Raw genomic sequence first — 23,633 nt, forward strand, 5'->3', positions numbered from 1 at the left:
TCTGGCGATGTCCCCCCGGTCTGCCATCTAGAGAGCTTTGGCCTTGAGCCCGCCGAACCGGCGCTCGCGTCCGGCATAGTCGGCAAGCGCCCTGTCGAATTCCACCTCGTCGAAATCAGGCCAGTGGCATTGGCAGAAATAGAATTCTGAATAGGCGGCCTGCCACATGAGAAAATTCGAAAGCCTCATTTCACCGCTGGTCCGAATAATCAGATCCGGGTCCGGGATACCGGCCGTGTCCAGTTCCTCCCCGATCATGTCGCCGGTGATATCCACCGGATTGATCTGCCCGGCCTCAACCTTTTTCGCCAGCGTTCTCACAGCACGGGTGATTTCGTCCCGCGAACCGTAGTTGAACGCCACGACGAGAGTCATGCCGGTGTTGTCGCGCGTAAGCTCTTCAGCGTCGACCAGAAGCTGCCGGATGCCCGGCTCGAGCGTTTCGCGGTCACCTATGACCCTGATTTTCACATTGGCCTGATGGATTTCGGAAAGATCACGCTGAACGAAGCGCCGCAACAAGGCCATCAGGAAGCTGACTTCCGTCTCCGGGCGGTTCCAGTTCTCGGACGAGAAGCTGTAGACGGTCACGAAACGGAGCCCGATGGCAACCGAGTGACGGATCATCCGACGGAGAGAATCGAGACCATGCCGGTGACCCTCGGTGCGGGAAAGGCCCCTGGCCTGCGCCCACCGGCCATTTCCGTCCATGATCACCCCGACGTGCCGAAGACCTCCCGGAAGGCAGGTCGCCTTCTGGCCGGGCTCCGTCACAACGTCGGGCTTTGCAATCATCGATTTCCCCAAGCTTGGTCAGGATTGCGTCGGACTGAAAATCAGACCTGGGAAATTTCCTGCTGTTTCTTCTCCAGCATCACATCGACTTCTGCGATCATGCTGTCGGTGAGCTTCTGGACCTCGTCGGACGCAACACGGCTGTCGTCCTGGCTGATGTCACCGTCTTTTTCGAGCTTCTTTGCCGTGTCCATGCCGTCACGGCGGACGTGACGGATCGCCACCTTGGCCTGCTCTGCATATTTGTGGGCGACCTTGATCAGCTCCTGACGACGTTCCTGATTGAGTTCAGGAATCGGAAGGCGCAGAAGCTGGCCGTCGACGACAGGGTTGAGGCCGAGGTTGGACTCCCGGATTGCCTTTTCGACGGCCGAGACCATGCCGCGGTCCCAGACCTGAACGGCAACCATGCGCGGTTCGGGCACGCTGACGGTCGCGACCTGATTGACCGGCATCTGCTGGCCATAGGCATCGACGGTGATCGCATCCAGCATGCTCGAGGACGCCCGGCCGGTCCGCAACCCGGAGAAATCGGTTTTCAGTACCGACAATGCACCCTGCATGCGGCGCTTCAGATCATCCAGGTCCAAACCTTCTACAGGCATAACTTCCTCGCTGAATTCTTGTTTTGTTGGCTTAATATCGAACAGCCGCCGCCAAGATCGCACACTCGCGCCGAAACTCAAGTGTGCAGGCGGTCCTTATTGGCAGATCTGTCAGTCGCCCACAACCGTGTAACGGCCAGTTTCCTGAAGAACGCTGACCAGAGCACCGGGAGAATGGATCGAGAAGACGATCACCGGAATGGAGTTGTCGCGCGCAAGGGCAATTGCCGTCGTGTCCATCACCTTCAGATTGCGCTTGATGACTTCCTCGTAGCCAAGGGTCTCGTAGCGCTCTGCATCCGGATTGGTCTTGGGATCGTCCGAGTAGACGCCGTCAACTTGGGTACCCTTTAGGAAGGCGTCGCAACGCATTTCGGCCGCGCGCAGGGCAGCACCAGAGTCGGTGGTGAAGAACGGGTTGCCGGTACCGCCCGCAAAGACGATGACGTCACCGTCTTCCATGTAACGCTCGGCGACGCGCTGGCTGAAGGTTTCGCAGATGGAGGGAACCGAAACCGCAGACAGGACACGGGCCTGAACCTTCAGACGGCGCAGGGCGTCTGCAATGGTCAGCGAGTTCATGATCGTCGCCAGCATGCCCATGTGGTCACCGGTAACCCGGTTGCCGCCCTTGGCCGCAACAGCAACGCCGCGGAAGATGTTCCCGCCGCCGACAACCACACCTACCTGAGCCCCTAGCGCAACGGCATCGGCGATTTCCTTGGCAATACGTTCCACGATCGCGGGATCGATCCCGAAAGCCTGGGAGCCCATCAGGGCTTCGCCGGAAAGTTTCAGCAGCACGCGCTTCCAACGGAGGGGCTTGGTCATTGTGTGGCCTCTTGTTTTTGGTCCTTCTACAAAAAAGGCGCCGGTTTTACCGGCGCCTTTCAAGAAGCTTAGTTTCCAGCGGCCGCTGCCACTTCGGCCGCGAAGTCCGTCTCTTCCTTCTCGATCCCCTCGCCAAGGGCGAAGCGAACGAAACCGGTGAGCTTGACGTCGGTACCGAGTTCCTTGGCCAGTTCCTCGACCGCCTTCTCGACGGTGAGGTCCGGATTGATCACGAAAGCCTGCTTTACGAGGGTTACTTCCTCGTAGAACTTGCGGATACGGCCTTCGACCATCTTTTCGATGATGTTGTCCGGCTTGCCGGATTCGCGGGCCTGCTCGATGAAGACGTTGCGCTCACGCTCGACAACAGTCGGGTCCAGCTCTTCGGTGTTCAGAGCCAGCGGGCTGGTTGCAGCAACGTGCATGGCGATCTGACGGCCAAGTGCGTTGAGCTTGTCTGCATCGCCGGAAGATTCCAGCGCGACCAGAACGCCGATCTTGCCAAGGCCATCGGTGACAGCACCATGGACATAGGAAGCAACTGCGCCGCTGGAGACTTCCAGAACGGCGGTACGGCGAAGTGTCATGTTTTCGCCGATCGTTGCGATCGCGTCAGTGATTGCCTCGGAAACCGGCTTGCCGCCGAGATCGGCAGCAGAAACAGCTTCAAGCGAACCGTCGGTTTCAGCAGCGATCTTTGCGACCTTGCCGACCAGTTCCTGGAAGCCTTCGTTGCGCGCAACGAAGTCGGTTTCGGAGTTCAGCTCGACAACGGCAGCCTTGGTGCCGTTGGAAGCAACGCCAACCAGACCTTCGGCAGCAACGCGGCCAGCCTTCTTGGCAGCCTTTGCCAGGCCCTTGGTGCGCAGCCAGTCAACAGCGGCTTCCATGTCGCCACCCGACTCAGTCAGGGCGGTCTTGCAGTCCATCATGCCAGCGCCGGATTTCTCGCGGAGCTCTTTTACCATCGCAGCGGTAATGCTCATCGATTGCCTCGTGGATGGGGGTTTAAGATCCATACGGTTTAGCCGACGGCCACCGTACCATTATGACGAAAGCGCAAAGATTAAGCGCAAATTCGCAATTAAAAGCCGCCCTCTGCCGAAAACCGGCAGAAGGCGCAATACTTTAGGCTTCAGCAGCCGCTTCTTCAGCGAGTGCTTCTTCCACCGGAGCCTCTTCGGAAGCGCCGACATCCATGCCGGATGCGCCCTGGGCACGGGAAATGCCGTCGATGGCAGCACGTGCGATCAGGTCGCAGTAGAGCGAGATCGCGCGGCCGGCGTCATCGTTACCCGGAACCGGGTAGGTGATGCCTTCCGGGCTGGAGTTGGAGTCCAGGATCGCAGCAACCGGGATGCCCAGACGGCGAGCTTCCTGGATGGCAATGGCTTCACGGTTGGTGTCGATCACGAAGATCAGGTCCGGAATGCCACCCATGTCCTTGATACCGCCGAGGTTCCGCTCGAGCTTTTCACGCTCGCGGTCCATGAACAGACGCTCTTTCTTGGTCAGAGCGTTTGCTGCGTCGGAGTTCAGGGTCTCTTCCAGCTTGCGCAGGCGCTGAATGGACTGGGAGATGGTCTTCCAGTTGGTCAGCATGCCGCCGAGCCAGCGAGCATTGACGAAGTACTGGGCAGAGTTGCGGGCTGCAGAAGCAACAGCTTCCTGCGCCTGACGCTTGGTGCCCACGATCAGGACGCGGCCACCGCCGGCGACGGTGTCGCTGACAGCCTTGAGCGCCTGATGGAAAAGCGGAACGGTCTGCGCCAGATCGATGATGTGGACATCGTTGCGAACGCCGAAGATGTACTGGCCCATGCGCGGGTTCCAGCGGTGCTTCTGGTGACCGAAGTGAACGCCTGCTTCCAGCAGCTGGCGCATGTTGATATCGGGAAGAGCCATTGCTCTTGTCTCCTGGTTTTCCGGTTGTACCTCCGCAAGAGGGTTTGGACGGTCGGCAATCCCGGCCGTCACCGGATGGAAGACATGATCAGCTCAGCTTCCGCCCCTTGCGTGTGGAATGGGCGCCTTATATGCGGAGCAATTCCCGAATTCAAGACCCGGCCCGGGGTTTTCTCGGCAAAAGCAGCCCGTGGTGCGGCTTCAATGGTCAGGGCGGCCAAGAAGCCGGCGGAACAGGCTGAAATGGCTCACGCGATCTGGACGTCGGTGACACCCGGGACCGCCTTCAGGGCGCCGGCGATTTCCGGTGAAAGCTTGAACCGGCCCGGCAGCTTCACCTCGACCTCGCGCGCACCGTTTTCCAGCATCACGACCACCGTCACGTCGCCCTCGCCCCGCTGGTTCAAATGCTTGGCAAGGGAGGGAATCGGCCGGTCGTCGCGCAGGAACACCCGCATGCTCTTCTGCACCCGGGCAGCGACCTTCTCGATCGGGTCCACCTGTTCAATGCGGATCGATGGTTCGTCGTCGCGCATGTCGGCTCCGACCAAAATGACCATGGACCGGCCCGGTTCCAGCACATCCCGGAACTGCTCGAGCTTTTCCTTGAACAACAGGCCCTCGAATTGGCCGGTCGAATCGGAGAAGCGGACGATGCCCATCTTGTTCCCCGTCTTGGTCTTGCGCTCCTGCTTCGACAGAACCGTTCCGGCAAGTCGTCCGGCCGAAGCCCCCTTTTTCACCGCTTCCGCGAATTTCGACCAGGGCTGGACACGCATCTTCTCCAGAAGCTCGCCGTATTCGTCGAGCGGGTGTGCTGAAAGATAGAAACCGATCGCCGAATGCTCGCGTTGCAGCCGCTCCTCTCCCGTCCAGCCATGGACGTCCGGCAGAACCAGCGGCTCCTCGCTGTCACTGCCGCCAAACATGTCGTTCTGGCCGAGGACCTTGTCCTCCTCGGTGCGCTGTGCAAGGCCCATGAGCCGGTCGAGTCCCTCGACAATGCGGGCCCGGTTCGGCTCCAGTTCATCGAAGGCGCCTGCCGCGATCAGGTTTTCCAGAGTTCTCTTGTTGAGCTGCCTCGGCGAGATCCGGCGCGCAAAGTCGCCAAGGCTCTTGAACGGCTTGTCGCCGCGGGCCTCGACAATGTGCTCGACAGCCTGCTCCCCCACACCCTTGATGGCGCCCATGGCATAGATAATCTTGCCGTCCTGGACGTCGAAATAGACCATCGAACGGTTGATCGAGGGTGGCACGATCTCGATGCCCATGCGGCGTGCTTCCTGCCGGAAGTCACCGAGCTTGTCCGTGTTGCCCAGATCAAGCGTCATGGAGGCGGCCATGAACTCGACCGGGTGGTTCGCCTTCAGCCATGCCGTATGATAGGAGACGAGCGCGTAAGCGGCCGCGTGCGACTTGTTGAAGCCGTAGTTTGCGAACTTCGCCACGAGATCGAAGATCGTCCCCGCCTGCCCCTTGTCGATGCCGCGTTCCACGGCGCCGTCAACGAAGCGGGCACGCTGGATTTCCATCTCCGCCGCGATCTTCTTGCCCATGGCCCGTCGCAGAAGGTCAGCTTCGCCGAGCGAGTAGCCTGACAGCACCTGCGCGATCTGCATCACCTGCTCCTGGTAGACGATGATCCCATTCGTCTCCATCAGGATCGGTTCCAGCAACGGATGCAGACAGTCCGGCTCCTGCTCACCGTGCTTGACGGCGTTGTAGACCGGGATGTTCTCCATAGGCCCCGGACGGTAGAGAGCCACAAGCGCGATGATGTCCTCGAACCGGTCAGGCCGCATGCCGGCGATCGCCCGGCGCATGCCCTGGCTTTCCAGCTGGAACACGCCGAAGGTCTCGCCCTTGGCCAAAAGCCTGTAGGTCGGCTCGTCGTCGATCGGAAGCGCTGCCACGTCGACCTTGATGCCGCGCCGCTCGATCAGCTTCACCGCCGTGTCGATGACTGTCAGCGTCTTCAGGCCGAGGAAGTCGAACTTCACCAGCCCTGCGTCCTCGACCATCTTCATGTTGAACTGGGCGACAGGCATGTCCGAGCGCGGGTCGCGGTAAAGCGGCACCAGCTGCTCAAGCGGCCGGTCTCCGATCACCACACCAGCGGCGTGGGTCGAGGCATGACGGTAAAGACCCTCGAGCTTCTGGGCGATGGTCAGAAGCTTGTCGACGATCTCTTCCTCGCGCGCAGCTTCCCGCAGACGCGGTTCATCCTGGATCGCCTGTGCCAAGGTGACCGGGTTGGCCGGGTTCGCCGGAACCAGCTTGCACAGCCGGTCGACCTGGCCGTAGGGCATCTGCAGGACACGGCCGACATCGCGCAGCACCGCGCGTGCCTGCAGGGATCCGAAGGTGATGATCTGGGCAACCTGCTGGCGGCCGTATTTCTCCTGAACGTAACGAATGACCTCTTCGCGCCGGCTCTGGCAGAAGTCGATATCGAAGTCCGGCATCGATACGCGTTCTGGATTGAGGAAGCGCTCGAACAGAAGCGAGAAGCGCATCGGATCAAGGTCGGTAATCGTGAGTGCCCAGGCCACCAGAGAGCCTGCGCCGGAGCCGCGGCCCGGACCGACCGGAATGTCATGATCCTTGCCCCACTTGATGAAGTCGGCAACGATCAGGAAGTAGCCCGGGAATTTCATCCGGTTGATGATGCCAAGCTCGTAGTCGAGCCGGTCCCAGTAGTCCTTCTCTTCAAGGCCAGGCGCCAGTCCGTGGGCATCGAGCCGGGCCTGCAATCCTTCGCGGGACTGGCGCTCAAGCTCTTCCGCCTCGGCCTTTTCCGCTTCTGCCGGGTCCGCATCGGCGCCTGCAAACCGCGGCAGGATGGGATCGCGACGCAAGGGGCGATAACTGCAACGCTGCGCGATCTCGACCGTTGAGGCCAAAGCCTCGGGTAGGTCGGAGAACAGCTCGACCATTTCCGCGCGCGATTTGAAATAATGTTCAGGTGTCAGGCGACGGCGATCATCCTCGATGATGACCCGGCCTTCCGAGATACAGATCAGCGCGTCATGGGCCTCATAGTCCTCGCGCTTTGGGAAGAAGGCCTCGTTGGTGGCTACGATCGGAAGACCAAGCTCATAGGCCAGTTGCAGGAAGCCATCCTCGGTCTTGCGTTCGGCCTCCATGCCGTGGCGCTGCAACTCCACGTAACACCGGCCCGGAAATGCCGCAGCCAGCTTTTCCAGCCTCTTGCGCGCAAGCGATGTGTTCCCGGTCAGAAGCGCCTTGCCGACAGGACCGCCAACACTGCCCGTCAGCAGTATGATGCCGTCGCTCTTCTGAAACAGGTACTCCAACGGCACATGGGCCTTCAGCCCGGTCTCCGTATCGAGAAACGCCCGCGAGCTGAGATCCATCAGGTTCTCGTAGCCCTTCTCGGAACTCGCCAGGACGATTACATCGGCCAGGTCGGGTCCGCGCCGGTCGTCGCCCTGCCCGTCATCAAGCGCGATCGACAGCTGGCTGCCGATGATGGGCTGGATGCCCGCCCCCCAGGCCTTCGCGGAAAACTCCTGGGCACCGAACAGATTGCCGGTGTCAGTGATCGCCAGGGCCGGCTGGTCGTCTTCCTTGGCAAGGTCCAGCAGCTTCTTAATTGGAAGCGCGCCCTCAAGCAGGGAGAGCGCCGAGTGCACGCGCAGATGTACAAAGCCCGGTCCTGCTCCGACAGCGGACTGCCCGTTCCCGGTCTGCAAATTTTCGGAAGCACTGGACATGAGACGACACCCGGCACACGCAGCATCGGCCGTTCATGACCACAGCTGCAGGAATTTCAGAATCGCCGCCAAGTGAAACGCGTCCGCTCTATCATGTCGACCCGCAGAGGACGCTGTCTGCGAGGTCATCACCGCTGTTCACCGATTTCTTCGACCCACGCCCCCTGTAGCCGGGAGCAGAAAGGTCATTTGAAATCGACACCTCGCTCTGGCGAGGCTACTAGCCACCGAAAGTCACGCAATCACCGGTGACCGTCAGTGGACTGTCTTAGCTCGACAGCCCCATAAGCACGTCACCCCAGACAAACAGGGTCGTACAAAAGGCAACCATGGAACCGAAAGCGGCAAAGTCACGAGCCATGTGGATCATCTGTCCCTCCAACACGCAAGGTCATCAACACCATGGAGAGACTATGTTCTAATTATGTTCTCCTTGCAAGCACTTTTTGTTCTCATCGCAATTCATGCGTAGAGAAGCCATCAACCAATTGATTCAATTGATAATTTAGAATAGGCAGATCAGAACAGCGGCCCCTTTGGGGTGCGGACGTAAACACTCAGCCTAGCGTCAGGTCGACGATATGGCCGTCGCGAAGGGTCACGCATCGATCCATCTGGCCGGCCAGTTCCATGTTGTGGGTCGCAAACAGCGTCGCCACGCCGGACGCACGCACCAGGGCCTTCAGCGCCTCGAAGACATAGTGAGCGGTTTCGGGGTCCAGGTTGCCCGTCGGTTCATCAAGCAGGAGCACCCGAGGCGCATTGGCAACGGCCCTTGCGACGGCAACGCGCTGCTGTTCACCGCCGGACAGTTCGGAGGGGCGATGGCTCGCCCTGGCGCCCATGCGCATGTATTCCAGCAGTTGTTGAGCCCGTTCGGCCGCCTCGACCTTGCCCAGTCCCGCAATCATCTGCGGCATCATGATGTTTTCAAGTGCCGTGAACTCCGGCAGCAGATGATGGAACTGGTAGACGAAACCGACATCGTGACGGCGGATCGCCGTTCGTTCGTCATCTGACAGCTGCGCGCAGTTGCGGCCGCAGATAAAGACGTCGCCGCTGTCGGGATGTTCCAGAAGGCCGGCAATATGTAGCAAGGTCGACTTGCCGGTACCCGATGGAGCAACGAGGGCGACCATTTCGCCGGGCTGAATGGCGAAGTCGACACCCTTGAGGATGTGCAGCTCGCGCTCGCCCTCTGAGAACGACCGGGTGATGCCGAGGAGGGCAAGTGCCGCTGTTTCGGCTTCTGCCTCGTGGACATGCATGTTCATGCTCTGACCTTCCCGCCCCATCACTCGTACCTCAGCGCGTCCACAGGATCGAGGCGCGCGGCACGCCATGCCGGGTATAGCGTCGCGATAAGCGAAAGGATCAGCGCCATGGCCAGGATCATCATGGTCTCGCCGGTGTCCATTTCGGCCGGAAGCCGTGACAGGAAATAGAGCGTGGGATCGAAGATCTGCGTTGCCGTCAGCCAGGAAACAAACTGCCGGATGCTCTCGATATTGAGGCACACCAGCAGCCCGAGCAGAAAGCCGGCAACAGTGCCGACAAAGCCAATGCTCGCGCCGGTGATCAGGAAGACACGCATGATCGCCCCCTGGGTCGCCCCCATGGTGCGCAGGATCGCGATGTCCCTGCCCTTGTCCTTCACCAGCATGATCAGGCCGGAAATGATATTGAGCGCGGCAACGAGAACGATGAGCGTCAGGATAATGAACATGACGTTCCGCTCGACCTCCAACGCGGAGAAGAAGGTCACGTTTCTCTGGCGCCAATCGGTGACGAATGCGGGCCGGCCCGCTCCGTCTTCGACCAGGGGACGCATGCCGCCGACGAGGTCCGGATCGGTCACATAGATCTCGACCCCGGTCGCCTTGTTCTCCATGTTGAAATAGGCCTGCGCCTCCTCGAAGGGCATGAAGACGAACGTGCTGTCGTACTCACTCATCCCGATCTCGAATATGGCCGTCACCGGATAGGCCTTGCGACGCGGCATGATCCCCATGGGCGTGACGCTGCCACCTGGCGTGGTCAGGGTCAGGTTGTCGCCCAGGACGATGCCGAGCTGCTGGGCCATGCGCGTGCCGATGGCAACGCCGCCGCCGACATCGAAATCGTCCAGCGTCCCCTGCCGGATGTTGTTGGCCACAAGCGGCAGGCGCCGGATATCGGCTTCCTGAAGGCCGCGGACCAGACCACCGAGGCTATTTGAGCGGCCGGTCACCAGCGCCTGCCCCTCGACAAAGGGAAGCGCGGAAACGACACCCGGGATATCCTCGATCCGGCGCGCGACATCGGCATGATCCGTGAGCGGCGTATCGATCGGCTGAACCAGCATGTGGCCGTTGATGCCCAGGATCTTGCCGAGCAGTTCCGCCCGGAACCCGTTCATCACGGCCATGACGATGATCAGGGTGGCAACACCCAGCATGATGCCCACAAAGGAAAAGCCGGCAATCACGGAGATGAAGGTCTCCTTGCGCCGCGAGCGAAGATAACGCCCGGCGATCATCCACTCGAACGGCGCAAAGGGACGCGTCGATTTCACCGACGCTGCCCCTTTGTCATCGACCTCGTGTCTCGTCGTACCTGACGTCATGACCACTCACCTGCCTTTCGCGCCCCCGCGAATCCTCAAGGGCGAGGATCGGCGAGGCGCCTCAAGCCGTCAATGCCGCAATCAGCTTGTTGACGGTCGCCTCGGCGGAGAGCATCTCTTTTTCACCGGTTTTCCGGTCCTTCACCTCAAGCAGGCCGTCCTTCAGGCCGCGCGGCCCGGCAACGACCTGGAACGGCAGACCGATCAGGTCCATCGTCGCGAACTTGGCGCCCGCACGCGAATCCGTATCGTCGTAAAGAACCTCGACACCGGCCTTTTCCAGCTGGGCGTAGAGATCTTCGCAGACCGGATCGGTCAGCTCGTCGCCCGGCTTCAGGTTGACGAGACCAACATGGAACGGGGCCACTTCCTTCGGCCAGATGATGCCATCATCGTCGTGACACGCCTCGATGATCGCACCCAGAAGGCGCGAGACCCCGACGCCATAAGACCCCATATGAACGGGCACTTCCGTTCCTTCCGCAGTCGCAACCTTGGCGCCCATGGGCTCAGAGTACTTCGTACCGAAATAGAAGGTCTGCCCGACCTCAATGCCTCGGGCGACAATGCGCTTGTCTTCCGGAACGGTTGCCTCAAACTCGGCCTTGTCGACAACGTCCTCGGTTGCGGCATAGAGCGATGTCCAGTCGCTGACGATACCGGACAGGTCGCCATTGAAGTCGACATCCTCGCCCGGCACGGCCTTTGCGAGATAATCCGCATGGCAATAGACCTCGCTCTCGCCGGTGTCGGCCAGAACGATGAACTCATGGGACAGGTCGCCGCCGATCGGGCCGGTTTCGGCCTTCATCGGGATAGCCGTCAGACCCATGCGCTTGTAGGTGCGCAGGTAGGCAACGAACATGCGGTTATAGGATTCGACCGCCTTTTCCTGGTCGAGGTCGAAGGAATAGGCATCCTTCATCAGGAACTCGCGCCCGCGCATGACGCCGAAACGCGGACGAACCTCGTCCCGGAACTTCCATTGGATGTGATAGAGGTTCAGCGGCAGGTCCTTGTAGGAACGCACATAGGACCGGAAGATGTCGGTGATCATCTCCTCGTTCGTCGGGCCGTAAAGAAGATCGCGCTCGTGACGGTCGGTGATGCGCAGCATTTCCTTGCCGTAGGCATCGTAACGCCCGCTTTCGCGCCACAGGTCAGCGGACTGCAGGGTCGGCATCAGCAGCTGGATCGCACCGGCGCGCGCCTGCTCTTCCTCGACGATGCGCTCGATCTTGCGCAGCACCCGATGGCCGAGCGGCAGCCAGGAGTAGATACCGGCCGACTGCTGGCGGATCATGCCGGCGCGCAGCATCAGACGGTGCGAAACGATTTCCGCTTCCTTGGGCGTTTCCTTCAGGATCGGAAGAAAATAGCGGGACAGGCGCATGGGGACTCTCTTGATTGAGGCGATTGCCGAATTGTTGCGCAGTGAAACCGCATGAACGAGCCAAAGACAAGTCCTGACCCAACAATTCGCGAAGAATTTTACACTGTTGTTTTATGCCGAATTGAAAGCACAAACTTGCGAATGAAAGGAATTCGAAAATGGGTCGAAGACTGACACTTTGATGCGCAAGCAAAAAAAATAAGCTAATGCGCACAAATAGGTGACAAGATGATTTCAATCCGTTAGTGTCACAAAACATAAGAAAAAGGGCTGTGGGTAAGCTTACCTACACCCGGACAGACATCGCGGTCTGAGTCTTGGGAGGAAGATCCCTCCGGCGCACCCTAACAGGTTCGCAGCCGACCCACTGGGCCCTTTTGGGACCGGTGAGGCATGAGGGGTATTAGACGCGGAACTTCAGAAAAGCAGGACTTCGGTCCTGCTTTTTTTTACGCAAATCGTTGATGGCAGTCCAATGTGCCATCTGCGCGCCTATAGCACCTCATCCATCACGCCCATCACCGCCGAAAACACAAAGACCGAACGAATGCTTCATGCGGCCTCTACTTTCACGATGACTGCGGCAGCGTCCGGCTGAAGCGGTCTGACCTAGCGCGCCGAGGGCGGCTTGAGAAACGGGATATCGTCGAGGCTGAAGCCGGACGTCCGCAAGAGGTAGAAGCCCCCGAAAATGGCTGTCGCGACGATGGTTGTCAAAATGATCACCCTCAGAAACCGCGGCCGCTCCGGAGCGCTTGCCTCGGAACCCGGAACAACCGCCCCCGCCTCCTCCTGGCTGCGCACGCGCCCAAACGGGAGGATCGCAAACAGAATGATCCACCAGATCATGAAATAGACGGCAATGGAGAAGGTTACGGTCATCTTGGCGACTTGTCGTTATCAGGCTTCTTCAAGCTCGGTGAGCGTGCCGAGGAAGTCCTTGGGATGCAGGAACAGAACCGGCTTGCCATGGGCGCCGATCTTAGGCTCCCCGTCCCCCAGAACCCTTGCGCCGTCGGCAACCAGCTTGTCACGCGCGGCGATGATATCATCGACCTCGTAACAGACATGGTGGATGCCGCCGGACGGATTCTTTTCGAGGAACTTGGCAATCGGCGAGTTTTCACCGAGCGGTTCCAGAAGTTCGATCTTGGTGTTCGGGAGATTGATGAACACCGTGCTGACGCCATGATCCGGCTGGCCGACTTTCTCGGAGACATCAGCCCCAAGCGTGTCGCGATAAACGGCAGTCGCTGCCTCGATATCCGAGACTGCGATCGCTACGTGATTCAGGCGTCCAATCATTCCTCAAAACTCCCAACCGGCTCGGCGAACGCCTACGAGCGCTTCCGAACAATCATCTCATAGCCGCGTCACCAGAACCTGGCAAAGCGTCTTCTTGCCCCATACCTCCAGCACCGCCGAACGGGCGGCCCTGCGTGCGGCTTCGCCGACCAGATCCTTGTCCTTGCGCCGTGCCTTCGGAATGCTGGTCACGGCACCGACGATGGCCTTGGAGACAATATCCTCCATCGGTTCACCCTCGTCGTCCGTGTCCGGAAGCCCGAGCAACGACATCTGCGGATCGTCCAGCAGTTCTCCCTGCTTGTTGATGACCAGAGACACCACCAGCGCCCCGGCATAGGAGAGCTTGCGCCGTTCCTTCACGCCGGTCACTTCCGGATCGTCAAGGATCGACCCGTCCTTAACCAGGATGCCGAACGGTGCTTCATCAATGATGCCCGCACGGCCCTGGTTCAGGCGGATGATGTCGCCGTTCTTGCCCCGGACAACTTCCGGCACCTTCATCGAGCGGGCGAACTCCGCATGGGCGGCAAGATGCAACGGTTCGCCGTGAACGGGAACCACGACTTTGGGAGTCAGCAATTTGTAGAGTTGCTCAAGCTCGCCGCGGCGCGGATGGCCGGAAACGTGAACAAGCGCATGAGAATCGGTGACGATCTCGACGTCGGACTTGGCGAGGTTGTTCATGACCTCGCCGACGGCCTTTTCGTTGCCCGGGATCGTGCGCGAGGAAAAGATCACCATGTCGCCCTTGGAAAGGGCAATGTTGCGATGATCGCCGGCCGCGACACGGGCGAGCGCTGCTCGCGCCTCCCCTTGCGAACCGGTGCATAGCAGCACGGTCTTTTCACGCGGCAGGTAGCCAAACGCCTCTTCGTCATGGAACGCCGGCAAGCCGTCCAGATAGCCGAGTTCTCCGGCCACCTCGATCACCCGGTGCATGGAACGGCCAACTACGACCACATCGCGCTCGCAGGCAGCGGCGGCTTCCGCAATGGCACGAATACGGGCAACGTTGGAAGCAAAGGTCGTCACTGCAATCCGGTGCTTGGCCCGCGCCATGACCTTCTTCAGCTCAGCTGCCACATCGCCTTCGCTCGGGCTGACCCCGTCCCGCGTCGCGTTGGTGCTGTCGCAAACGAGGGCCATGACGCCCTCGCGTCCGAGTTCGGCCAGACGGTCGAGATCGATCGGGTCGCCAATGCCCGGCGTGTGATCGATCTTCCAGTCGCCTGAATGGACCACAAGACCGGCTTCGGTCCGGATCGCCAGGGCGCAGGGTTCCGGGATCGAGTGCGTCATGGTGACGAACTCGACATTGAACGGACCGATATCGATGCGATCGCCTTGCTTGACGATGGTCACCGGCACCTTCTCGGCACCCGGCTCGCTCTCGAACTTTGCTTCCAGAAGACCGGCTGTGAAGGCCGTCGCATAGACCGGCACTTTCAGATAGGGCCAAAGGTGAACGATAGCGCCGTAATGGTCTTCATGGGCATGGGTGATGACCATGCCGACAATGTTGTCCGCTTCCTCTTCCAGGAACTTGATATCCGGAAAGACCAGATCGATCCCCGGCAATTCAGGTCCGGCGAAGGAAACGCCGCAATCGACCATGAGCCAGGAGCGGTTGTCTTCAGGTCCGACCCCATAAAGGGCCAGGTTCATTCCGATTTCACCCACGCCACCAAGCGGCAGAAAAACCATATCGTTGGCAGATGCCATTAATTACTCCAGATCCAATTCGGGATGCGAGGACGAGCCGTTTCAGGCTGCTAGCCCTTCAGAAAGACGTCACCGGCGAAAATAGTCTCCCGGCGACCATTCTCAAGTGAAAGAACGAGATGACCTCGCGGATCGAGGTCCTGAAAAGTCCCGGTCAGCTCCTGTTGACCGTTGCGAACAGTGATTTTCTGTCCAAGATGCGCCGCACGAGCGAGCCATGCCTTGCGCACCGTGTTGAACCCGTCACTCCGGCGCCAAATGCCCAACCAATTGTCGAGTTCGCGTGCGAGCACTGAGAATAGCCCTTCAGCACTGACACTGAAACCGAGCGCGGCAAGATCCGTACACGGATAAAGGCTTTCACGAGGATGGCTGACACAATTTACGCCGAGGCCCAGCACTACTGCTGTGCGGCTGTCCGGCATGGTCTCCGCTTCAAGCAGGATGCCTGACAGCTTTGCCCCATCGACCAAGAGATCGTTGGGCCACTTCAACTTTGCCAATTGGTATGTGCCGGCGCATTTGTCAATCGCTTCGGCAAGGGCAACGGCCGCCACAAGTGGCAATTCGCCAATCCGCTCGCGCGGGTCGGGTGCCAGCATCATGTAGCTGGCGAAGAGATTGCCGACCGGCGACGACCAGTCACGGCCACGGCGCCCCCGCCCAGCGGTCTGCTCGTCCGCAACGATCCAGATGTGACCCGGATCGCCGGCACGGGCCCTTTCGAAGGCGAGCGAATTCGTCGAGCCGACGCTAGTATGCCGCTCAACGCGCAAACCCGGCGCCAGAGACGCCGGGTCTGTGAATTCAAAGCCTGACGCAGACGCGATCAGAAGAGCGCCCCTGCGGCTGCATTTGCTGCTTCGACGATCGGTCCCGGCATCGCCGCGAAGAAAATCACGAACAGACCGGACAGTCCGAGCACGAAACGCAGCTCCATCGGCATCGGCTCGAAGGCTTCGACCGGCTCATCGAAGAACATGATCTTGATGATGCGCAGGTAGTAGTAGGCACCCACGACCGACATGACGACACCGATAACCGCCAGCGGGTAAAGGCCAACCTCGACGGCGGCCGAGAAGACAAACCACTTGGCGAAGAAGCCGACGAACGGCGGGATACCGGCAAGCGACCACAGCAGAATCGCAAGCAGGATCGCCATCGGCAGATTGGTCCGGGACAGGCCGGCCAGATCACTGATTTCCTCGACCATTCCGTCCTTGCGGCGCATGGACAGGATGCAGGCAAAAACGCCGAGGGTCATGGCAAGATAGGCGGTCATGTAGAAGACAACGCCTTCAACACCCACCTGCGTGCCGGCTGCGAGACCGACGAGCGCATACCCCATGTGACCGATGGATGAATAGGCCATCAGGCGCTTGATGTTCGACTGGCCGATCGCCGCGAACGCACCGAGCGCCATGGACGCAAGCGCCACGAAGACAATGACCTGCTGCCAGTCGGAGGTGACGGGCTGGAAGCCGTCGATCACGATGCGGATCAGCATGCCCATGGCAGCAACCTTGGGAGCTGCGGCAAGGAAAGCCGTGACCGGCGTCGGAGCCCCTTCATAGACGTCCGGCGTCCACATGTGGAACGGAACGGCGGAAATCTTGAATGCGATGCCAGCCAGGATGAAGGTCAGGCCGATGACAAGACCGATCGATGCGCCTTCATGAGCCAGAGCTTCCGCAATCTGCGGGAAACCGATCTGGCCGGAGAAGCCGTAGACCAGCGACATGCCGTAAAGCAGCATGCCCGACGACAACGAACCGAGCACGAAGTACTTCAGGCCTGCTTCCGTGGATCGCACGGACTCGCGGTTGATTGCCGCAATCACGTAAAGCGCCAGGGACTGAAGTTCCAGACCCAGATAGAGCGCGATCATGTCGTTTGCGGAAACCATCAGCAGCATGCCGAGGGTCGCGAGCACGATCAGCACCGGATATTCGAACTTGTCGAAGGACTGGCTCTTTGCGAAAGCCCATGACATGGCAATCGCGAAGAACGATCCGATCAGGATCAGGAGCTTCAGGTAGTAGGCATATTCATCGAGGATGAAGGATCCGCCGAAGGTTTCCCCGAGGCTCGCGCCGAACGGCAGGACGAACAGAGCCGTCGCCGCGATCAGGCCCATGGACATCCCGTTGACCAGGAAGCTGACCCGCTGACCACCGAAGGCACCGATCATCAGCAGAACGAGAGACCCGACGGCCAGGAAGATCTCTGGCAGAACCGGGAGCAGATCTGGCAATTGTGTCATGTCAGACATTGGCTTTCATCTCGCCTTCGGTACGTTAGTGCGCTGCGGCCGCGGCGTGCTGGATCTGGCCAGCCGCCTCGAGAGCTGCGTGATACTGCGTGAGCAGGTTGTCGACGGCACCCTGGGTCACATCAAGGATCGCCATCGGGTAGAACCCGAAGAAGATCGTCAGGATGATCATCGGGATCAGGATCACCTTCTCGCGCAAGTTCAGGTCAAGGAGGCCCTTGAGGCTTTCCTTTTCTAGCGCGCCGAAAACGACGCGGCGATAAAGGTAGAGCGCATAGGCGGCCGACAGGATGACACCGGAGGTCGCGAAGAAGGCAACCCAGGTATTTGCCTGGAAGGCACCCAGGAGCGTCATGATTTCACCGACGAACCCGGAGGTGCCCGGAAGGCCGACGTTGGCCATGGTGAAGATCAGGAACGCCACCGCGTATTTCGGCATCCGGTGGACCAGGCCGCCATAGGCCGCGATCTCGCGGGTATGCATGCGGTCGTAAATCACGCCGACGCAGAGGAACAGCGCTCCCGATACGATGCCGTGAGAGAGCATCTGGAAGATACCGCCCTGCACGCCCGCTTCAGTCATCGTGAAGATGCCCATGGTGACGTAGCCCATGTGAGCGACGGACGAATAGGCGATCAGCTTCTTGATGTCTTCCTGGGCCAGCGCCACCAGCGAGGTGTAGATGATGGCTACGACCGACAACGTGAACACGAACGGCGCGAACATGTCGGAGGCCAGCGGGAACATCGGCAGCGAGAAGCGCAGGAAGCCGTAGCCGCCAAGCTTCAGGAGAACGCCAGCCAGGATCACCGAACCAGCGGTCGGCGCTTCAACGTGGGCGTCCGGCAACCAGGTGTGAACCGGCCACATCGGCATCTTCACGGCAAAGCTTGCGAAGAAGGCGATCCAGAGCCAGGTCTGCATGCTTTCCGGGAACGGATGCGCCAGCAGCGTCGGAATGTCCGTCGTCCCTGCTTCCCAGTACATTGCCATGATCGCGATCAGCATCAGAACCGATCCGAGCAGCGTGTAGAGGAAGAACTTGTAGGAAGCGTAGACGCGGCGGGCACCACCCCAGACACCGATGATCAGGAACATCGGGATCAGACCGGCTTCGAAGAAGACGTAGAAGACTACCAGATCCAGCGCGCAGAAGACGCCGATCATCAGGGTTTCCAGAACCAGGAACGCGATCATGTATTCCTTCACGCGCTTCTGGACGCTCTCCCAGGAGGCGAGCACGCAGAACGGCATGAGGAAAGTGGACAGGATCACGAACAGTACGGAAATGCCGTCAACGCCCATCTTGTAGGAGATGGAACCGCCGAGCCAGTCCATGGTCTCGACCATCTGGAAGCCCGGGTTGTCGTAATCGAACCAGAGCCAGATGAACAGAGAGGCGACGAAGGTGAACAAAGTGGTCACCAGCGCGACCATGCGCACGCTGTGCTTGCCGGCTTCGTCTTCACCCGGCACCAGCAGGATGAACAGGACGCCGATCAGCGGCAGAAACGTGACCGTCGAGAGAATTGGCCAATCCATCAGTGAGCTCCTCCGGTACCGGCGCCGGTGAACATCGACCAGGTGATGAGCGCAGCAATACCGATCAGCATCGCAAAGGCGTAGTGGTAGAGATAGCCGGTCTGCAGCTTCACGACCCAGGTCGTGACGTTCTGGACCCGCGCTGCAACCGCGTTCGGGCCGTAACCGTCGATCACCGTGCCATCACCCTTCTTCCAGAGTTGACGGCCGATCCACAACGAGGGACGGACGAAGAGAACGTTGTAGAGCTCATCGAAATACCACTTGTTGAGCAGGAACTGGTAGAGGCCCGAATGTTCTTCGGCCAGCTTCTTCGGCGTTTCCGGAGAGCGGATGTAGAACTGGTAGGCAACCAGGAAACCACCGACCATCATGACAAAGGGCGACACCCTCACCCAGGCCGGAACCTCGTGCATGTCATGCAGCACATGGCTGGCGTCGAAGGCCGGCAGCGCGCCCTTCCAGAAAGCCTCATAGGAGGCTGCGTCGTAGAAGAACGAACCGTAGAAGACCATGCCTGCAAGCACGGCGCCGACGGACAGGATGAACAGCGGAACCGTCATCACCAGCGGCGATTCATGCACATGCTTCATCACATCGACGGAAGCACGCGGCTTGCCGTGGAAGGTCATGAAGGTCAGGCGCCAGGAGTAGAACGACGTCAGACCGGCAGCGATAACCGTCAGCCAGAAGCCGTACTGGGACATCGCGTTATGACCGGCGTAAGCCGCCTCGATCACCGCGTCCTTGGAGATGAACCCGGCAAAGCCGATATGAGTGAACGGAATGCCGACACCGGTCAGGGCAACTGTTCCGATGAACATCGTCCAGTAGGTGATCGGGATGTGCTTCCTGAGGCCGCCCATCTTGCGCATGTCCTGTTCGTCCGAAACGGCATGAATGACCGAACCCGCGCATAGGAACAGGAGAGCCTTGAAGAAGGCGTGCGTGAACAGGTGGAACACGGCGATGGAGTAGGCCCCCACGCCCAGAGCCACGAACATGTAGCCGAGCTGCGAACAGGTCGAATAGGCGATAACGCGCTTGATGTCGTTCTGCACGAGGCCGACCGTTGCAGCAAAGAACGCCGTCGTCGCACCGAAGAATGTCACGACCGTCAGGGCGGTGTGGGACAGCTCGAACAGCGGCGATAGACGCGCGACCATGAAGACACCTGCGGTCACCATCGTCGCGGCATGGATAAGAGCCGACACCGGGGTCGGGCCTTCCATCGCGTCCGGCAGCCAGGTGTGCAGCAGGAACTGCGCCGACTTGCCCATGGCGCCCATGAACAGCAGCAAGCAGACGACAGTCATCGCGGCATGCGCATCCAGGTGATAGCCGAGGAAGTTCAAAACCTCGCCATGGCCCTCGCCTTCCATCAGCGCCGGAGCGTTGGCGAAGATGGTCGAGTAATCGACCGTGTCGAACAGGTAGTAAACGCCGAAGATGCCAAGTGCGAAGCCGAAGTCACCCACGCGGTTGACCACGAATGCCTTCATGGCGGCCGCATTTGCGGACGGCTTGTGATACCAGAAACCGATCAGCAGGTAGGACGCAAGACCCACGCCTTCCCAGCCGAAGAACATCTGCAGCAGGTTGTCGGAGGTCACCAGCGTCAGCATGGCGAAGGTGAACAGCGACAGATAGGCAAAGAACCGCGGACGGTGGGGATCGTGGTGCATGTAGCCGATCGAATAGACATGCACGAGCGCGGACACTGTGTTGACCACGACAAGCATGACAACCGTCAGCGTGTCGACGCGGATCGACCAGGTAACGTCGAACGTACCGGCCGTGATCCAGCGCATGATCTCGATCTGGTAAAGGTTGGTCTCGCCGTAGCCAACGGTGACGAAGGCCACCCACGACAGCAGCGCTGCGATGATCACCAGCCCGCTGGTGATGTATTCGCAGGCCTTTGCACCGAGCACCCGACCGAACAGACCTGCAATGAGGAAGCCGATCAGAGGCAGGAATACGATTGCGGAGTACATTCGCCCCTAGCCTTTCATCATGTTGATGTCTTCCACGGCGATGGAGCCGCGGTTTCGGTGGAACACCACCAGGATTGCAAGGCCGATCGCCGCTTCTGCAGCGGCAACGGTCAGCACCAGCATGGTGAAGATCTGCCCCATCAGGTCGCCGAGATGCGACGAAAAGGCGACAAAGTTGATGTTCACCGACAGCAGGATGAGCTCGATGGACATCAGGATGACAATCACGTTTTTCCGGTTCAGGAAGATCCCGAAGATCCCGATCGTGAACAGGATGGCTGCGACTGACAGATAGTGCGACAGACCGATTTCCATGGGCGCCTCGCCGTGCTCCCCCTCGTTAAATCCCACCCGGACGAGGCGCGGAAGTCTCTCGCCGCCGTCCGGTACAAATGAAGTGCGCTTTAATGCGCGTTAGATACCCTTGCCCGACTCGACCTTGCGGATCTCGATCGCCGTTTCCGGCGTCCGTGCAACCTGCGTGGCAATGTCCTGGCGCTTGACGAAGTCCTTGTGGCGCAGCGTCAGTACGATCGCACCGATCATGGCGACAAGCAGCACCATCCCCGCCACCTGGAAGAAGAAGACATACTTGGTGTAGAGGACGCTGCCGATCAGGGAGACGTTGTTCTCCGCCCCGAGCCCCGCCATCGGTTCGGCCGTATGCCCGACCAGTTCCGGCGCGATCACCCAGGCACCCAGGCCCATGAGCAGCTCGACCAGCAAAATGATGCCGACCAGCGATCCGATCGGCAGGTACTGCAGGAAGCCCTGGCGCAATTCGACGAAGTCCACATCGAGCATCATCACGACGAACAGGAACAGAACCGCCACTGCGCCGACGTAGACGACGACAAGGAGCATCGCCAGGTATTCGGCGCCAAGCAGAACGAAGAGCCCGGCGGAATTACAGAACGCGAGGATCAGGAACAGAACCGAGTGCACCGGGTTGCGGGACGCGATGACCATGAAGGCCGACGCAACCGTCACCCCGGCAAACAGATAGAAGAAAAGCGCGTTCAGGATCATGGATAGACCTGCCTGTCGTCTGGCCGTTTCCGGCCTTGAGGAGACACCCGGCCGGATTGCCGTACCATCTCAATAAGTTGCGTCATGCTCCTAGCGGTAAGGAGCGTCCATTTCAATATTGCGGGCGATTTCCCGCTCCCAACGGTCACCGTTCGCGAGCAGCTTCTCTTTCGAGTAGTAGAGCTCTTCACGGGTTTCGGTGGCGAATTCGAAGTTCGGACCTTCGACGATGGCGTCCACCGGGCAGGCTTCCTGACAGAAGCCGCAATAGATGCACTTCACCATGTCGATGTCGTAGCGGGTCGTACGGCGCGTGCCGTCGTTCCGGCGCGGACCGGCCTCGATGGTGATCGCCTGAGCCGGACAGATGGCTTCGCACAGCTTGCAGGCGATGCAGCGCTCTTCCCCATTGGGATAGCGGCGCAAGGCGTGTTCGCCGCGGAAACGCGGGCTCACGGGTCCCTTTTCAAAGGGATAGTTGATTGTCGGCTTCGGCTTGAAGAAGTAGCGCATGGCCAGAAAGAACGCCGAAACGAACTCCTTCAAGAACAGCGATTTGGCGGCCTGATCAAGTCCCATCGCCCTGTTGCCTTCCTTCGTGCTTACCCGACAAGTTGACTGCCGGCCAGATACCCGATGATCGGAAACCCGATGATCGGAACTGCAAAACTCAATCCTCGCAGGAGGGCGCCATACCTGGCGACAAGGCCGCCGTCGCCGCCCCCGCGTCTGTTCTTTTCCTCAACCGCCTGAAGCACCCCTTTCAGGATCTTCCAGTCGAGCCAGCCGAGGTATCCCCCGAGCGCCGCTCCGACCAGACCGGCGATTGAAACACTCACTTACGGCGCCCAGCCCATGATCATCAGCACGGCGGCGACGATCACGACCATTGCCAGCGACAGCGGCAGGAACACTTTCCAGCCAAGGCGCATCAGCTGGTCGTAGCGATAGCGCGGTACCATTGCCTTGACCATCGCGAACATGAAGAAGCCGAGCAGACACTTCAGGATGAACCAGATGATACCCGGAACCCATGTGAAGGGCGCAAAGTCGAACGGCGGCAGCCATCCACCCATGAAGAAGATGGTCATCAGGGCGCACATCAGGCAGATCGCCACGTATTCGCCAAGCATGAACATCATGTACGGGGTGGAGCCGTATTCGACCATGAAGCCGGCAACCAGTTCCGATTCCGCTTCCGCCAGATCGAACGGCGGACGGTTCGTCTCGGCGAGCGCCGAAATGAAGAACACCACGAACATCGGGAACAGCGGCAGCCAGTACCAGTTCAGGAACGTCAGCGCCGGAACGCCGAGCATGTCCGCAAGTCCGGTCTGCTGCGACATGACGATTTCAGTCAGGTTCAGCGAGCCTGCGCAAAGAAGAACCGTCACGATCACGAAACCGATGGAAACCTCGTAGGAAACCATCTGGGCCGCCGAGCGCAGGGCCGACAGGAACGGATACTTGGAGTTGGAGGCCCAACCGCCGATGATCACGCCGTAGACTTCCAGTGACGAGACCGCGAAGACGAAGAGGACGCCGACGTTGATGTTGGCGATTACCCAGCCTTCGCTGACCGGGATCACGGCCCAGGCACTGAGCGCCAGGAGCACGGACACCAGCGGCGCCAACAGGAAGAGTACCTTGTTGGAGCCGGACGGGATGACCGGTTCCTTCAAGACGAACTTCAGAAGATCGGCAAAACTCTGGAGAAGCCCCCAGGGTCCGACCACGTTCGGGCCGCGGCGGATCTGGACGGCGGCCCAGATCTTGCGGTCCGCGTAAAGCACGTAGGCGACGATCACGAGAAGAACGACGAGCAGCAGAACGCTCTGGAATGCCATCCAGAGGAACGGGAAGCCGTAGTTCGTCATGAATTCCGACATGT

Annotated in this window: 21 protein-coding genes; all 21 read right to left on the reverse strand. The window is 60.0% G+C overall.

Annotated features, from left to right (window positions below):
* Positions 1-27: 27 nt before the first annotated feature.
* A complete protein-coding gene (locus ACN0SY_RS17660) occupies positions 28-795 on the reverse strand; it encodes an isoprenyl transferase (RefSeq protein WP_417689497.1) in 768 nt (255 codons plus the stop codon).
* Positions 796-836: 41 nt separating this feature from the next.
* On the reverse strand, positions 837-1,400 hold the full coding sequence (frr, locus tag ACN0SY_RS17665; protein WP_417689499.1) for a ribosome recycling factor: 564 nt from the start codon (positions 1,398-1,400) through the stop codon (positions 837-839).
* A 111-nt stretch (positions 1,401-1,511) separates the two neighbouring features.
* A complete protein-coding gene (gene pyrH / locus ACN0SY_RS17670) occupies positions 1,512-2,231 on the reverse strand; it encodes a UMP kinase (RefSeq protein ID WP_417689501.1) in 720 nt (239 codons plus the stop codon).
* 68 nt (positions 2,232-2,299) lie between these two features.
* Entirely contained in the window at positions 2,300-3,217 is a 918-nt protein-coding gene (gene tsf / locus ACN0SY_RS17675) for a translation elongation factor Ts (RefSeq protein WP_417689503.1), read from the reverse strand.
* Between the two features lie 142 nt (positions 3,218-3,359).
* A complete protein-coding gene (gene rpsB / locus ACN0SY_RS17680) occupies positions 3,360-4,136 on the reverse strand; it encodes a 30S ribosomal protein S2 (RefSeq protein ID WP_417689505.1) in 777 nt (258 codons plus the stop codon).
* A gap of 248 nt (positions 4,137-4,384) precedes the next feature.
* Positions 4,385-7,873, reverse strand: coding sequence for a DNA polymerase III subunit alpha (gene dnaE / locus ACN0SY_RS17685; protein WP_417689507.1), 3,489 nt, complete (start codon positions 7,871-7,873; stop codon positions 4,385-4,387).
* Positions 7,874-8,430: 557 nt separating this feature from the next.
* On the reverse strand, positions 8,431-9,147 hold the full coding sequence (locus ACN0SY_RS17690) for an ABC transporter ATP-binding protein (RefSeq protein WP_417689509.1): 717 nt from the start codon (positions 9,145-9,147) through the stop codon (positions 8,431-8,433).
* 20 nt (positions 9,148-9,167) lie between these two features.
* The gene (locus ACN0SY_RS17695; protein WP_417689511.1) at positions 9,168-10,478 is read right to left on the reverse strand and encodes a lipoprotein-releasing ABC transporter permease subunit; all 1,311 of its coding nucleotides are present in this window, start codon (positions 10,476-10,478) and stop codon (positions 9,168-9,170) included.
* A 61-nt stretch (positions 10,479-10,539) separates the two neighbouring features.
* Positions 10,540-11,871, reverse strand: coding sequence for a proline--tRNA ligase (gene proS / locus ACN0SY_RS17700; RefSeq protein ID WP_417689513.1), 1,332 nt, complete (start codon positions 11,869-11,871; stop codon positions 10,540-10,542).
* Between the two features lie 609 nt (positions 11,872-12,480).
* Positions 12,481-12,753 carry a DUF1467 family protein gene (locus tag ACN0SY_RS17705; protein WP_417689515.1) on the reverse strand — a complete coding sequence of 91 codons (273 nt, stop codon included), beginning with the start codon at positions 12,751-12,753 and terminating at the stop codon, positions 12,481-12,483.
* An 18-nt stretch (positions 12,754-12,771) separates the two neighbouring features.
* Entirely contained in the window at positions 12,772-13,176 is a 405-nt protein-coding gene (gene mce, locus ACN0SY_RS17710) for a methylmalonyl-CoA epimerase (RefSeq protein ID WP_417689517.1), read from the reverse strand.
* A 57-nt stretch (positions 13,177-13,233) separates the two neighbouring features.
* Positions 13,234-14,901, reverse strand: a complete 1,668-nt coding sequence (locus ACN0SY_RS17715) for a ribonuclease J (RefSeq protein ID WP_417689519.1) — start codon at positions 14,899-14,901, stop codon at positions 13,234-13,236.
* A gap of 50 nt (positions 14,902-14,951) precedes the next feature.
* Complete coding sequence (locus ACN0SY_RS17720; RefSeq protein WP_417689521.1) at positions 14,952-15,677, reverse strand: biotin--[acetyl-CoA-carboxylase] ligase; 726 nt, start codon at positions 15,675-15,677, stop codon at positions 14,952-14,954.
* A 53-nt stretch (positions 15,678-15,730) separates the two neighbouring features.
* Positions 15,731-17,173 carry an NADH-quinone oxidoreductase subunit NuoN gene (nuoN, locus tag ACN0SY_RS17725; protein WP_417689522.1) on the reverse strand — a complete coding sequence of 481 codons (1,443 nt, stop codon included), beginning with the start codon at positions 17,171-17,173 and terminating at the stop codon, positions 15,731-15,733.
* Positions 17,174-17,198: 25 nt separating this feature from the next.
* A complete protein-coding gene (locus ACN0SY_RS17730) occupies positions 17,199-18,719 on the reverse strand; it encodes an NADH-quinone oxidoreductase subunit M (protein WP_417689731.1) in 1,521 nt (506 codons plus the stop codon).
* Positions 18,716-20,713 carry an NADH-quinone oxidoreductase subunit L gene (gene nuoL / locus ACN0SY_RS17735; RefSeq protein ID WP_417689524.1) on the reverse strand — a complete coding sequence of 666 codons (1,998 nt, stop codon included), beginning with the start codon at positions 20,711-20,713 and terminating at the stop codon, positions 18,716-18,718. The genes ACN0SY_RS17730 and nuoL overlap by 4 nt, the downstream gene beginning before the upstream one ends.
* A 6-nt stretch (positions 20,714-20,719) precedes the next feature.
* Positions 20,720-21,028, reverse strand: coding sequence for an NADH-quinone oxidoreductase subunit NuoK (nuoK, locus tag ACN0SY_RS17740; protein WP_417672384.1), 309 nt, complete (start codon positions 21,026-21,028; stop codon positions 20,720-20,722).
* Positions 21,029-21,127: 99 nt separating this feature from the next.
* Entirely contained in the window at positions 21,128-21,742 is a 615-nt protein-coding gene (locus ACN0SY_RS17745; RefSeq protein ID WP_417689526.1) for an NADH-quinone oxidoreductase subunit J, read from the reverse strand.
* A gap of 90 nt (positions 21,743-21,832) precedes the next feature.
* Positions 21,833-22,321 (reverse strand): NADH-quinone oxidoreductase subunit NuoI, encoded by a 489-nt coding sequence (gene nuoI / locus ACN0SY_RS17750; protein ID WP_417672382.1) that lies wholly within the window; start codon positions 22,319-22,321, stop codon positions 21,833-21,835.
* Positions 22,322-22,344: 23 nt separating this feature from the next.
* Entirely contained in the window at positions 22,345-22,581 is a 237-nt protein-coding gene (locus ACN0SY_RS17755; RefSeq protein ID WP_417672381.1) for a hypothetical protein, read from the reverse strand.
* The gene (gene nuoH / locus ACN0SY_RS17760) at positions 22,582-23,631 is read right to left on the reverse strand and encodes an NADH-quinone oxidoreductase subunit NuoH (protein WP_417672380.1); all 1,050 of its coding nucleotides are present in this window, start codon (positions 23,629-23,631) and stop codon (positions 22,582-22,584) included.
* Between the last annotated feature and the right edge of the window lie 2 nt (positions 23,632-23,633).

This window comes from Roseibium sp. (assembly GCF_048261595.1).
In the GTDB taxonomy this organism is placed as follows: Bacteria; Pseudomonadota; Alphaproteobacteria; order Rhizobiales; family Stappiaceae; genus Roseibium.